Below are 13,902 nucleotides of genomic sequence, written 5' to 3' on the forward strand. Positions count from 1 at the left end.
ACTTTCGCTGTTATGTTGCTTGACAGGCATTTTGTCATAAAAGCCAACTTTCCCTCGGTAAGGGTCGGCCCGGTGGCGCGCTGATCTGCGAGGGTTTGCGCCCCGTCATTGAGGAGAGCGAGCACTATGTCCACCAGCCCGGTCAATCAGGTCCCCGATTCGAAACTGCCCAAGAGCAACCCGCTGTCGTTCATCAAGGTGCTCGAAAGCCGCCAGCGCAGCACGGCCAGCTACCGGCCCGCCGCCGTCGACGAAAAGGCCCCGGGCCTGGGTGATTTTTCCGAGATCGAGAAGCCCGGCCAGGCCGGTGCCGACACCATTCGCTACGTCACCAAGGACGGCGACCATGTGATCGTCTCCAAGTCCACCACCCCCGAACTGTTCAAGCGCCTGGAGGCGATCCAGGGCCAGGTGGCGGGCGTGAACCAGAGCCTGAAGGATGGCTATGCATTGGCGGCAAGCGACGCCAAAGCCCCTGAGAGCATCAGCGAGAGGCTCATCGGCCCGCCGGGCGAGGTAGGCGAGGGGCTGATCCGTTATGTCGACGCCGACGGCAAGAAGGTCATCGTGTCGGAGCAGGACAACCCTGAGCTGTTCAAGCAACTGAGCGAAGATTTCAAAGCCCTCTCCGGGATCAATGCCAGCGAAAAAGACGGCTACGTGCGTGCCGGCGCTGACGCCAAGGCACCGGACAAGCTCACCGACATCCGTTTCGTCGGGCCTGAGGATGAAGCGGGCCCGGGGCTGATCCGTTTCGAGACCCAGGATGGCAAGAAGGTGGTGGTGTCCAAGCGGGACAACCCGACGCTGTTCGAATTCGCGCTCAACGCCCGCGAGCAGATTCAGGGCAAGGACAAGAGCCGTGATGACGGCTACCGCGTTGCCGGCGACAACGAAACCTGGCCTCCTTTCGGCGGCACGACCATCGGCCCGCCCGACGAGATGGGCCCGAACCTGATCCGCTATGAGCATAATGGCGAAAAGGTGGTGGTCGCCCGCGAAGACAACCCCAAGCTTTTCGATCACCTGGCTGGCATGTACAGGGTGATGACCGACCCGGACAAGAAGAGCGCCGTGGAAGGCGCGCTCAACGGCGGGGCGGTGCTGGACGATGCCAATTCACCGTTGCCGGGCTTGAACGACATCACCGACTTCTCCTGGCAGGTGGGCGAAGAGGGCAGCGTGCTCAGCTACAAGACCCAGGACGGCAAGCAGCATGTGGTCAGCAAGGACGTGGCGCCCGAGCAGTTCAAGCAGGTGGAGAAGGTGCGCGAGACCTGGGCCAAGATCCACGACAGCGAAGCGCAGGGCTACAAGCTCGCCGGGCCGAATGATTTCGTGAAAAACCAGGACATGACCTTTGGCTCGCCTGACGAGCTGGGCGACGGCCTGATCCGCTATCAGAACGATGACGGCAAGTTCATCGTTTCCAAGGACATCAGCCCGCAGCTTTACGAGGATGTGCTGGCTCGGTGGACCGGCGCTACCGAAGGTGAGGTCGACAACACCCGCAGCTCGCACAAATTGCCGCCTGAGAAAGAGGTGGACGTGCTCAACCTGGGCACCGGCGAGCACGCCGACCCTAAGGACCCCAAGTCGCCGGAGCTCAGCGTCAGCGAGCTGGCCACCCAGAAGCTGATCGAGGATTACCGCAAAGGCGTGGAAGACGGCTCGATCGCCAAGGACGACCCGCGCGCCAAGCTGGTGCGTGCCCTCGAGGCTCAGGCCGCTTATTCCAACGGCCACGGCATCACTGGCTACACCGAAGACCAAGGCGCGTTCGGCGGCACCTGGCGTGAATTCAGCGACGGGCAAACCCAGCTGACCAGCGCCGACATGCACGACATCATCGACGGGCCCAAGCTCAAGGAAACGATCGGCAAGCTGTTCTCCGACCCGACCATCGCCAAGGACTACAAGGACCGCATGAACGCGGCGATCGACAAGATCCCCAACAAGGACGAGGTCAAGAAAAAGCTGCAAGACATGGTGGGCGAGCACCGAGACGACTACGTCGCCTACCTCAACGATCTGAAGAAGCAGGGCAAGGTCACCGAAGCTCAGGAAGACCTTTCCAACACGCTGACGTCGCTGTCGATGTTCGACCCGGACGCCGCCACCAAGGCCGCCCAGGACATCCAGGCCGATGGCCTGACCGTCGACCTCAACGAGTTGATCGCCGATCCGAGCAAGATCAGCGAAGACAACAAGGAGCTGGCGACCAAGGACCTGTTCGGCCTGCTCAAGAGTGTGCTCAAGGGGGAGCTGCTCGACCTGCCGCGGCGCACCCAGGAAACCATCGAGAAATTCCTCGAAGAGGGCTTCAAGGACAAGAGAACCACTTCAGCGGTGAGCAAGGCGCTCGAAGAGCTGGGCGAAGCCTACAAGACCAACGGCAGCATCTCCGAGGCCGACATCAAGACCGCGCTGTCCAAGTCCTATGTGCCCATCGCCGATCGCGGCAAGCTGGGCGAGGTGTTCAGCGCCCTGAATACCAAGGGCATTCTGGGTTCGATGGGCGCCGGGGTGTCGCTGTTCTCGGGTATCTATCAGCTTGTGGGCAACGGCGGGAAGCTGGCCGAAACCGACCTGCAACGCCTGTCGATCGCCAAGGACTTTCTCAGCTTCGCCGGTGCCGGCAGCCATTTCGTACGGCTGGGTGACAAGGTGGCCGAGCTGGTGGGCAAAGGCGGCATGGTGGATTTCCTCGGGCTGGACAAGACCCTGCCTGAAATCTGGGGCAAGGGTGGCTCGTCGCCGATGGTCGATGTGCGTGATCCCAAGATCTCTGCGGAGATGAAGACCAAGATCAGCAGTGCACTGGACATCACCCCCGACATCTCGACCATCCTCGGCGATGGCAAAGGCACGTTTGCGGACGCTGCGAAAATCCAGGGCAGCATCACCGAGCGGCTTGACGATACGGTCAAGCTCGGGGCTGGCAAGGCCGCGAAAATCGCCGGTTCAGTCATCAAGGTGCTGGGGCCGGCGACCGACATCGCCGGCGGGTTCGCCGACATCGTGCTGGGTGCGTTCACCATCAAGAGCGGCATAGAAACCAACGACGCACTGGCCAAGGCCCAGGGCGGCCTGCAGATCGCGGCCGGGGCCTTCGGTGCGTCGGCCGGCGTGCTCGGTGGCGCGGCGCTCATTGGCGCAGGCTCCGCCGCGGCGCTTGCCGGCCCGTTCTTTCTGGTGGGTGTGGCGCTGGCGGTGGTGGGCGGGATCATCGGTTACTTCGTCGACCACAACAAAAAGCAGAAGGCCACCGAGAAGGAAAACGACTGGTACCGCGACCTGGCTGCCGATGGCCTGCTGCAGGACAACTGGGGCGACAAGGTCGAATACGCCCACTACTCGATCTACCACTACGGTGGCCGAGAGGCGCCGGAAGACGACAGCCTGTTCCGCTTCCAGCAAAACGAATGGCAGCACTTCGACGAAACGCCGCAGGAAAACGGCTCCTCGGCCAACCGCCTGGATGAATCCCGGCACAAGGATGAAAACGGCATCGTTGGCTACAACACCAACGGCACGGCGATGAAGGAGTACGGCAAAGCGTTCTACGAGAAGAACAAGGAGACGCTGGACTACATCCATTCGCGCTGGGACGACTGGAACGGCTCGGACAAGATCGTCAGCGACAAGGACCTGCGCAAGATTGCCGCCGGCAGCGATGAGAAGGAGAAGAAAGCCGCGCAGTTCCTGCTCGACAACAAAGGCTTCTTCGACATGCTCGATACGTTCTGGAAGCGTGATGGTGCTGACGGCAAGCTGAGCACGGACGACCTGGAGGCTTACTTGAAGCTGGTCGGGGGGATGGAGATCAAGGAAGGCGACAGTGTGTTCTTCGATTCCGAATACACCGATGGGAAGAAGTTCGGAGAGTAGCGCCGGATTGTTCTGAAGATCGCCTGTCGCCCGTTGCACGGCGCCCGGCGAGCCGGCCTCCCACTGCATGTTCCGAGTTTGCGGTTTCACATTTGGTAGGAGTTCACTGGTGGGAGTTCACACCGGTGGGAGGGCGGCTTGCCGCGCGACGAGCGCCGTGCACGGGCGCAGTGCAACGGCCCAACCCTCATTCCCCGCCGGCACGCAACCGGGCCAGGTCCCTGGACGGTGGCGCGCCGTACTGGCGGCTGTACTCGCGGCTGAACTGGGACGGGCTTTCATAGCCCACCCGGTAACACGCCGCAGCAGCTTCCAACCCTTCGTTGAACATCAACCGGCGGGCTTCCTGCAAGCGCAGCTGCTTTTGATACTGCAGCGGGCTCAGGTTGGTCACCGCCTTGAAACGGTGGTGCAAGGTCGACACGCTCAGGTTCACCCGGCGTGCCAGGTCATCAATGCGCAGCGGCTGGTGAAAATGCCCGTTGAGCCAATCCACTGCCTGGCTCACCCGGTGGGTCTGGCTGTTGCACAGGGCGATTTCATACAGCCGATGGCCCTGTTTGCCGCGCAGCAGGCGGTAGAGAATCTCGCGCCGAATCAGCGGCGCAAGCATCGGGATATCGCGCGGGGTATCAGCCAGCCGTACCAGGCGCAGCAGTGCATCGAGCAGCGTCGCCTCCAGCGGCTCGACGTACAGCCCGCGCTCGGCAGGGCGTGTGGGCACGCCTTGCGGGCCGGCGTCGGCGATCAACTGGGTAATTTCGGCCGGGTCGATGTCCAGCCGCACCAGCAGGCTCGGGTCTTCGGGGGTCGCGTTGAGCAATCGCCCGCTGACTGGCATCGCCACCGACACCACCAGGTAATGCAGCGGGTCGTACACATAGCGCTCATCGCCCAGATACACCTCCTTGCTGCCATGTGCGAACACGCACAGCGCAGGCTGGGCGATGGTGGCCGCCGAAGGCCGGCAATGCTCGTAACGGGTCAGGTGCAGGTCGGGCACCGCGCAGGGGCAGCACACATGGCCTTCGGGCGTGCTGTGGGTGTGGCGGCGGATCAGCCCGGCCAGTTCCTGGCGCTGGGCTTCGAGATGGCTAGCGGGGGAGGGCATGGCACGCTCCGGAAGAGGCCGATGGCCGGGCCAACGATGGAGCAAAAGGTAGCTATAGGCAAACGAGGGGTGGTAGGCCATTCCTGCGAAATGCTTGCCCGATTCTGCCTTGTGCCGCTGCGATGGGTCTTTTTCGGCTGTGCTTGCGACAGGCAGTGCACCACCTGGCAGATGGTTAAATGGGTCGTCGTGCAGAATCGGGCAAGCCACAGGCAGGATCGGGATAACGCACCGTTAACCCGGCCAGTATTCTCTATGGCTGTCAGAGTTTTCCGAAGGTCTACCAGGGAGAAACGCCATGACTTCACTTCCCGCCGTCAGCCACTGTGTGTTCATCCGCGCCCGCCGCGGCCGCAGCGATGCACTGGGCGAATGCCTGGGCCACCTGGCCAGCCGTACCCTCAAGGTGCCGGGTTGCCTGCACTGCGCGGCGCAAAGAGCGCTGCACGAAGAAGACACGTGGCTGCTCAGCGCTCAATGGGCCAGCGAAGAGGCGTCCAGCGCCTGGGTGCAGGCGCCGGGCGCAGATTGCTTCAGCCTGCTCGCCCGTGATGGGCTGATCACCCACATCGATGTGCAGACCTTCGGCCAGGCCGTGCGCGCAGCCCCCGAGTTGCGCCGCGCCGGTTGATCAAGCCTGCGGGCGCCTCATCTCGAAGCGTTCACCCAGGCGGAAATAATCGGCAGGCCCGCCGCCACGCAAGATGGGCTCGGCCGCCGCAGTGTCGTACACCCCTTCCTTTATCAGTGCCTTGGCGATATGCACCGCCACCACTTCACCCAGCACTATCCAGTTGGGCAGCAAGGCGCCCGCCGCTGTTTGCATCTGAATGATCTGGCTCACCTTGCATTCGAAGGCCACCGGGCTTTCCTGCACCCGTGGCGCTTTCACCTGCCGCGACGCGGCTGGGGTCAGGCCGGCCAGTTCGAACTCGCTGACCTTTGGCTCGACCGGCGCACTGCTTTGGTTCATCTGCTGGGCCAGCGCCCAGGTCGACAGGTTCCAGACGAACTCCCCGCTGCGCTCGATGTTGGTGAGGCTGTCCTTGCGCCCCAGGCTGCTGAAGCCAATGATCGGCGGGCTGTCGGCGAAGGCATTGAAGAAACTGTAGGGCGCCAGGTTCAGTACCCCTTCCGGGCTGCAGGACGACACCCAGCCAATCGGCCGTGGGGCAATGATCGCCTTGAAGGGGTCGTGCGCCAGGCCGTGGCCTGTGGCTGTTTCGTAATAGTGCATCGCATCGCTCATGGCGCGCTCCTGTCATTGAATAGAGGCAGTTTGCCATAGCTCGTAACTGCATGTTGCGCAAAACCCCGGCCCCCGGATAAGGTGGCCCGCGTCTCGTTCAGCCTGGAGAACCCATGGGCGGCCCGGTGTTTCCCTGGCGCAATGACAACCGCTTCGAGCTACTGGTCGATGGCCCGCGCTTCTTCCCATGCATGCTGGATGCCATTGAGTCTGCGGCCGACCAGGTCGACCTCGAGCTGTACCTGGTAGAGGCGGGCAGTTGCGCCGACGCGGTGGTGCAGGCGCTGTGCGATGCCGCCGAGCGAGGCGTTTCGGTACGCTGCCTGTTCGACGGTTATGGCAGCCTCAAGCTGGGCCGGGCACTGGTCCAGCGGCTGCAAAGCGCTGGCGTGCAATTGCGCCACTACAATCCGGTGCGCTGGCACCGCGGCCTGCGCAACCTCTACCGCGATCATCGCAAGCTGTTGCTGGTCGACCAGCGGCTGGCGGTGGTCGGCGGTACGGGGTGACCGATGAATTCTGGCAGCCCGGCCAGCAAAGCAGCGAATGGCACGAAGTGATGGTGGCCATCGAGGGCCCGCTGGTGGCGGACTGGCAGGCCCTGTTCGACCGCCAGTGGCGCGCCAACCTGCGCCGCACCGAATGGCGGCCACCCACGCACTTCGGCCTGCCCCGTTTGCCACGCCTGCCCGAGGGCGACGATCATCAGGGTGAGGGCCGTGTCGCCTACGCCGACGCCCGCCAGCACCGCGACATTCTGCAGTCGCTCAAACGTGCCCTGCGCACCGGGCAGCGCCGCATCTGGCTGGCCACACCGTACTTTCTGCCGACCTGGTCGGTACGCCGCGCGCTGCGCCGCGCCGCCAGCCAGGGCGTGGACGTGCGCCTGCTGCTCACCGGCCCGCGCACCGACCACCCCTCTGTGCGTTACGCCGGCCATCGTTACTACCCGCGCCTGCTGCGCGCTGGGGTCAAGATCTTCGAGTACCAGCCGTGCTTTCTGCATTTGAAGATGGTGCTGGTGGACGATTGGGTGAGTGTCGGCTCCTGCAATTTCGACCACTGGAACCTGCGCTTCAACCTCGAAGCCAACCTCGAGGCCATCGACCCGGCGCTCACTGCCGCCGTGCAGGCAAGCTTTCAGGTGGATTTTGCCGAAAGCCGGCTGGTGACCCTGGCCGACTGGAAACGCCGGCCGCTGTGGCGGCGGGTGCAGCAGCGGATCTGGGGGTGGGTGGATCGAGTGGTGGCCAATGCCCTCGACAGGCGGAATTGATGGTGCCGCAAGCCGGGCCGCGCGATTGCTGTAGAATCGCGGCCATTGAGCCCCGTGCGTAGACGTTATCGGGCACCTTGGCGGGTAATGGAGCTTCGATGAAAATTGATTATCTGAGGGTGGAGGGGTTCAAGAGTATCGCCGAGGCGGTGCTTCGTGATATCGAACCTTTCACCGCATTTGCCGGCGCCAATGGCGCCGGCAAGAGTAATCTGGTCGACGCTTTGGCTTTCTTCGGCGCGGTGGTCAAGCGCGGAGCATCTCAGGCGATTCGGGATTTTGGGGGTTTCAACCAGATTCACTGCTTCAAACATCGCAAGACCAAGCGTACTACCGCTCGATTCAAGCTTCGGATCTCGCTTCAGGGCGTGCAATGCGTTTACAGCCTGGCTGTGGCGAATATGCACCTCGCTCCGGAGGTGACGGAGCACTTGGCCGTTGATGGCCTCACGCTTATCGAACGAGAGGTCAGTACCCAGCCGCGCATCCTCTTTCCTGACAGTTCAACTCCGAGCGTGCTGCCTAACTACAGCCCCGACATGACAGCGCTGATGCTGCAAAGTCACTTGGAGCTTTACCAGTGGCTGACCAACATATCCGTTTACCGATTCGATCCACTTCAGGCCAAGCGGCCTAACGCTTCGACAGTGGATGCAACGTTGCTCTCCACTGATGGCAGCAACGTGGCTGCCCTTCTTTCGGTCATGGAGAAGAACGCCGCTCACCGGGACCAGATTCTTGAATGGATCGAGTTGATCGTTCCCGGCATGAAATCCGTCTCGACTCAGAAACAACGGCTCGACAGCACGACAGTGCTTACCTTCGAAGAGCAGGGCACAAAAACTCGTTTTCCCGCTCAACTCATTTCCGACGGTACTGTTTATGCGCTGTGCATCATGGCGGCATTGCTCAGCCGATCCAGCAAAAGTGGTCTCACCATCATCGAGGAGCCTGAGCGAGGGGTGCATCCCAAGGCCATTGGCGAACTGGTGCAGTTGATGCGAGAAAACGCATCGCTCGAGCATCCAGTGCTGATTACCACGCACAGTGAATCCATCGTTCGCAACCTTGATCTCGAAGAGCTGCTGCTGGTGAGCAAGCCCGACGGTCGCACTTCCATCAAACGGGCTTCTATGGCAGGGGCCAGCACAGAGGATATTCCGCTGGATACGGCATGGTTGACCAACATGCTCGATGGGGGCTTGCCGTGGTAGGCGTCGGCTTCATCGTTGAAGGTGATAGTGAAAAGATTGTGGTCGAGGCTGGCGCTTTTCGTGATCTTCTCGCTGTCAACGGCCTGGAACTGATAAGCCCCGTACTCAATGCCAAAGGTGGGGGAAATCTGTTGCCTCGCAATATCGGCGCTTTTTTGGGACGGCTCGAAGCCGCGAAAGCGTAGTACATCTTCGTCCTCACTGATCTCGAAGACGAAGTTTCGGTGCAACGCGTTCGGGAACGTATCGAGCATGAGCGTGTGACTGCGATCTTCGTTGCCGCTAAAGCACTTGAGGCCTGGTTCCTGGCGGATACCGCCGCAATGTCAATCTGGCTGGAGACCGCCGAGTTCTTCGAAGCGCAGCCCGAGCTTACCCCACTAAAACCCTGGGATCGGTTGAAAGACGTAGCCCAACTGCACGGCGCCCGCGGCCCGGGCAACAAGACGGCGTTCGCCAAGCGCATGGTCAACCACTACGGCTTCGACATCAGAAACGCCGCGGCACATCCTGGCTGCGCCAGTGCAAAGGAATTGGTCGACGCCGTGCAATCGATGTTGGCTGGCGCAACTCGCTGAAGCCGGGGCAATGGCCAATGCCCTCGACAGGCGGAATTAAACCTGCCGGCTGATCAGCCGATAGTGATGGCGTTATGGCACAAGAAATGCCTAGAACTGCCAACACCGGCCAGCCAAGGAATCGCCCAGTGAGCATCATGCCCCGCAAGATCATTACCCGCCTGTCGTTGGGGATGCTGTTCATCGTGCTGATCACCGCCGTGGCGATCTATGCGGTGATGGTGCTTTCCGGCGAGCCCAAACTGATCCAGACCAATACCGAACGTGCCGAGCAGTCGGCCGCTGCGATTGCCGGGCAGTTGTCCATCGAGCTGGGCGAGGTCGAGGGCCGCGTCGTGTCCATGGCCCGCCTCGGGGGTTCGCTGCCCAAGGACCCTGAGCTGATCAAGGCCAGCCTGGGGCCGATCATCGATTCGCTCAGCGCGACCTCCATTGCCGGCGGCGGTTTGTGGCCTGAGGCCGGGGCATTGACGCCAGGCGTCGACCTGCGCAGCTTCTACTGGGCGCGCAGCGGCCAGACGCTGGGGTATTCGGAGGAGTACAACGCACCCGGCACCGAGGCCTACCAGACTGCGGACTGGTACCTGCAGGGCAAGGCTTCCGACGCAAGCCGTTGTGGCTGGTCGGATGCTTACCTGGATCCGGTGAGCAAGATCCTGATGACCACCTGCACCGTGCCCTATCAACGTGAAGGGCGCTTTGCCGGCGTGGCGACCATCGACATGACCCTCTCGGGCCTGGCCGATTTTCTCAAGGCCAACGGCAACGTTACCGGAGGCTACGCTTTCGCGCTGGACCGCTCCGGCAAGGTACTTTACTTCCCAGGCCAGCCTGCGGCGGATGACAAGGCGCTCACCCAGCGACTGCCGTGGTTCGCTGCCGTTACCGATTGGCGCGGCCAGCCCAAGGCGGGCACCACCACCTTCCCGGTACCTCAGGAAGCCCAGTTGGGCGAATCAGCCTACGTGAGCCTGACCCGCATCCCGTCCACCGGTTGGGTGATCGGCCTGGTAACACCGCAGACGCAAATGACAGCCGTGGCCAAGCGCCTGACCCTGAACATCCTCAGCATTCTGCTGCCGTTGCTGCTGGTGGTGTTCGGCCTGGCGTGGCTTGCCGGGCGCGCGATCCTGCGCCAGATCGGTGAAACCACTGAGCAGATCGACCGCCTCAGCCAGGGCGGCAGCAGCGGTGAAAAGCTCGAGGTGCTGCGTGACGATGAGATCGGTGCGCTGCGCCACTCGGTGAACCGCTACGCCGGCACCCTGCGCGACATGCTGAAGGCCATCGCTAGCGAGGCTGCGCAGTTGCAGACCCAGTCCGATGACGTGGCACGCCTGGCGACCTTGATGGCCGAGCGCGCCGAGAAGCAGCGCGAGGACAACGACCTGTTGGCCACCGCCATTACCGAGATGTCGTCCAGTGCCCAGGAAGTGGCGCGCACCACCGTCGATTGCTCCGATACCGCCCGCTCTTCGCTGGAAACCGCGCGCGGAAGCCAACGCCATGTCGGCGAGAACAGCCAGACCATCGGCTCGCTGGCCGGTGACCTGACCCAGGTGGCGCAAGCCATCACGGGCCTGGGCCAGGACATCGAGAGCGTCAGCGGCGTGCTTGAGGTGATCAAGGCGATTTCCGCACAGACCAACCTGCTGGCGCTCAACGCTGCGATCGAGGCTGCCCGTGCCGGCGAGCAGGGCCGAGGCTTTGCAGTTGTCGCCGATGAGGTACGCACGCTGGCGGCGCGCACACAGACCTCCGCTGCACAAATTCAGGACATGATCGCCGAACTGCGCACCGCGTCGAGCCGCGCAGTGAACACCATGGTTGCCGGTGAGGACCGCACGCGCACCGTTGTGGATCAGGCCGGTGTGTTGGTTGATTCATTAGGAAGCACGGTCAACGCCTTCGATGACATCGTCCAGCGTGCTCAGCAGATCGCGGTGGCCGCGCAGGAGCAGAGCCACGTTACCCAGGAGATCAACGAGCTGGCGGTGCGCATTCACCAGGCCAGCGAAGAAGGTGCCCGTGATGCCGGTTCGCTCTCTGGCCTGAGCCGCGGCATGCAGGACCTCTCCCGGCGGTTGACGAGCCTGAGCCGGGGTAGCTGAGCGGGCGGAACAGGCTACCCTTGATCCCACACGATCCGGGAGCCTGTTCCATGACCGCCAAGAAAATTCTGATGCTGGTCGGCGATTTCGTCGAAGACTACGAAGTGATGGTGCCCTTCCAGGCGTTGCAGATGGTCGGGCACAGCGTGCATGCCGTGTGCCCTGGCAAGAGTGCCGGCCAGGCGGTGCGCACCGCGATCCACGACTTCGAAGGCGACCAGACCTACAGCGAAAAGCCCGGGCACCTGTTTACCCTCAACCAGGATTTCTCCCGCGTACACGTGTCGGACTACGACGCGCTGGTGATCCCCGGTGGCCGCGCCCCGGAATACCTGCGCCTGGATGGCAAGGTGCTGGCGATGGTCAGCCACTTCGCCGAGCACCGCAAACCCATCGCCGCCATTTGCCATGGCGCGCAGCTGTTGGCGGCGGCGGGCGCGCTGGATGGCCGCGAATGCAGTGCGTACCCGGCATGTGCGCCTGAAGTGAAGCTGGCCGGTGGCAAGTTCATGGACATCAAGGTCAGCGAAGCGCACGTGGACGGCAACCTGGTAACCGCGCCAGCCTGGCCTGCGCACCCGGCCTGGCTGGCGGCATTCCTCACGGTGCTCGGCACACGCATCGGTTGAAGCCACTGCACCACGCCCATGAAAAAGCCGCTCACAAGGAGCGGCTCGTTCTACAGCGGCGTGGCTTACTTCACTTCCACCGCCAGGCTCTGGGCGATCTTGTTCTGCCAGATCGCAGGGCCGGTGATGTGCACCGACTCGCCATTGCTGTCGACCGCTACGGTAACCGGCATGTCCTTGACCTCGAACTCGTAGATCGCCTCCATGCCCAGTTCCGGGAAGGCCAGCACTTCGGACTTCTTGATCGCCTGGGCGACCAGGTAGGCGGCGCCGCCCACGGCCATCAGGTAGCTGGCCTTGCTGTCCTTGATCGCTTCGATGGCGGTAGGGCCGCGCTCGGACTTGCCGATCATGCCCAGCAGGCCGGTCTGCTCCAGGATCTGGCGGGTGAACTTGTCCATCCGCGTGGCCGTGGTGGGGCCGGCAGGGCCGACGACTTCGTCACGGACCGGGTCGACCGGGCCTACGTAATAAATGAAGCGGCCCTTGAGGTCGACCGGCAGCGGCTCGCCCTTGTTGAGCATGTCGACAATGCGCTTGTGCGCGGCGTCGCGGCCGGTGAGCATCTTGCCGTTGAGCAGCAGGGTTTCGCCCGGTTTCCAGCTCTGCACTTCTTCCGGCGTGACGGTGTCGAGGTTCACGCGGCGCGCCGAAGGGCCGGCTTCCCAGACGATTTCCGGGTAGGCATCCAGGGGCGGTGCCTCCAGGCTGGCCGGGCCGGTGCCGTCGAGCACGAAGTGCGCGTGGCGGGTGGCGGCGCAGTTGGGGATCATGCACACCGGCAGCGAGGCGGCGTGGGTGGGGTAGTCCATGATCTTGACGTCGAGCACTGTGGTCAGGCCGCCCAGGCCCTGGGCGCCGATGCCCAGCTGGTTGACCTTGTCGAACAGTTCCAGGCGCAGCTCCTCGATGCGGTTCTGCGCACCGCGGGCCTTGAGCTCATGGATGTCGATCGGGTCCATCAGCACTTCCTTGGCCATCACTGCGGCCTTTTCCGCAGTGCCGCCGATGCCGATGCCGAGCATGCCCGGCGGGCACCAGCCGGCGCCCATGGTCGGGACGGTCTTGAGCACCCAGTCGACGATCGAGTCGGACGGGTTGAGCATGGCCATCTTGGACTTGTTCTCCGAACCGCCGCCCTTGGCCGCGACGTCCACCTCGACGGTGTTGCCCGGCACGATGGAGTAGTGGATAACGGCCGGCGTGTTGTCCTTGGTGTTCTTGCGGCTGCCGGCAGGGTCCGCCAGGATCGAGGCGCGCAGCACGTTCTCGGGCAGGTTGTAGGCGCGGCGCACGCCTTCGTTGATCATGTCGTCCACGCTCAGGGTGGCGCCATCCCAGCGTACGTCCATGCCCACGCGCACGAACACGGTGACGATTCCGGTGTCCTGGCAGATGGGCCGATGGCCGGTGGCACACATGCGCGAATTGATCAGGATCTGTGCGATCGAATCACGGGCGGCCGGCGACTCTTCACGCTGATAGGCCTCATGCATGGCCTGGATGAAGTCGACGGGATGGTAATAGGAAATGAACTGCAGGGCATCGGCGACGCTTTGAATCAGGTCGTCTTGCTTGATCACGGTCATCAGGCGCGCTCCTCTTGTTTGGCGGGAACAGGTTCGGTTGCCGCCAACTGGCCAGCGCGAGGCCGTGGACGGCGCCCCCGGGGCAGTGCAGGCCGCGTGCGAGGGCGCGGCAGTATAGCGCGCCGGTGCAAGGCTGGCACTGGCGGCTACATTTGCTACAGCCAATTGGCAGGCGCGGCGCGCACAGTGCGCGGTTCTGCGCGGGTAACTCACTGGGGGATGGTTATTTTTGGGTAAGCACTCTAAAGTGGCAA

General features: G+C 63.0%; 10 protein-coding genes and 1 pseudogene. 8 read left to right on the top strand and 3 right to left on the bottom strand.

Translation table 11 applies throughout. The features are described 5' to 3' along the window. Positions 1-126: 126 nt before the first annotated feature. Complete coding sequence (locus LN139_RS01270) at positions 127-3,891, top strand: hypothetical protein (protein ID WP_236358105.1); 3,765 nt, start codon at positions 127-129, stop codon at positions 3,889-3,891. Positions 3,892-4,078: 187 nt separating this feature from the next. Here the strand turns inward: LN139_RS01270 and LN139_RS01275 are convergent, their stop codons facing one another. Next, positions 4,079-5,002: an AraC family transcriptional regulator gene (locus LN139_RS01275; RefSeq protein WP_236358107.1), complete on the bottom strand. Its 924-nt coding sequence runs from the start codon at positions 5,000-5,002 to the stop codon at positions 4,079-4,081. A 298-nt stretch (positions 5,003-5,300) separates the two neighbouring features. On the opposite strand from LN139_RS01275, the gene LN139_RS01280 reads away from it, so the two are divergent. After that, positions 5,301-5,633 carry an antibiotic biosynthesis monooxygenase family protein gene (locus LN139_RS01280; RefSeq protein WP_236358109.1) on the top strand — a complete coding sequence of 111 codons (333 nt, stop codon included), beginning with the start codon at positions 5,301-5,303 and terminating at the stop codon, positions 5,631-5,633. Here LN139_RS01280 and LN139_RS01285 read toward each other — a convergent pair whose 3' ends face one another. Next, entirely contained in the window at positions 5,634-6,251 is a 618-nt protein-coding gene (locus LN139_RS01285; RefSeq protein ID WP_236358111.1) for a flavin reductase family protein, read from the bottom strand. A gap of 113 nt (positions 6,252-6,364) precedes the next feature. On the opposite strand from LN139_RS01285, the pseudogene LN139_RS01290 reads away from it, so the two are divergent. The 6 genes and pseudogenes from LN139_RS01290 (at position 6,365) to LN139_RS01315 (ending at position 12,059) form a co-directional block, all read left to right on the top strand. Next, positions 6,365-7,527, top strand: a pseudogene (locus LN139_RS01290) (phospholipase D-like domain-containing protein). Between the two features lie 98 nt (positions 7,528-7,625). Next, entirely contained in the window at positions 7,626-8,741 is a 1,116-nt protein-coding gene (locus tag LN139_RS01295) for an AAA family ATPase (protein WP_236358113.1), read from the top strand. Beyond that, the gene (locus LN139_RS01300; RefSeq protein WP_236358116.1) at positions 8,702-8,926 is read left to right on the top strand and encodes a hypothetical protein; all 225 of its coding nucleotides are present in this window, start codon (positions 8,702-8,704) and stop codon (positions 8,924-8,926) included. The genes LN139_RS01295 and LN139_RS01300 overlap by 40 nt, the downstream gene beginning before the upstream one ends. Positions 8,927-9,001: 75 nt before the next feature. Then, the gene (locus LN139_RS01305; protein ID WP_236358118.1) at positions 9,002-9,319 is read left to right on the top strand and encodes a DUF4276 family protein; all 318 of its coding nucleotides are present in this window, start codon (positions 9,002-9,004) and stop codon (positions 9,317-9,319) included. Between the two features lie 128 nt (positions 9,320-9,447). Further along, positions 9,448-11,430: a methyl-accepting chemotaxis protein gene (locus LN139_RS01310; protein WP_442964364.1), complete on the top strand. Its 1,983-nt coding sequence runs from the start codon at positions 9,448-9,450 to the stop codon at positions 11,428-11,430. Positions 11,431-11,480: 50 nt separating this feature from the next. Then, a complete protein-coding gene (locus LN139_RS01315; protein WP_236358120.1) occupies positions 11,481-12,059 on the top strand; it encodes a DJ-1/PfpI family protein in 579 nt (192 codons plus the stop codon). 65 nt (positions 12,060-12,124) lie between these two features. Here the strand turns inward: LN139_RS01315 and LN139_RS01320 are convergent, their stop codons facing one another. Continuing rightward, entirely contained in the window at positions 12,125-13,648 is a 1,524-nt protein-coding gene (locus LN139_RS01320; RefSeq protein ID WP_236358122.1) for a fumarate hydratase, read from the bottom strand. Positions 13,649-13,902: the final 254 nt, after the last annotated feature.

This window comes from Pseudomonas sp. KNUC1026, assembly GCF_021650705.1.
In the GTDB taxonomy this organism is placed as follows: Bacteria; Pseudomonadota; Gammaproteobacteria; order Pseudomonadales; family Pseudomonadaceae; genus Aquipseudomonas.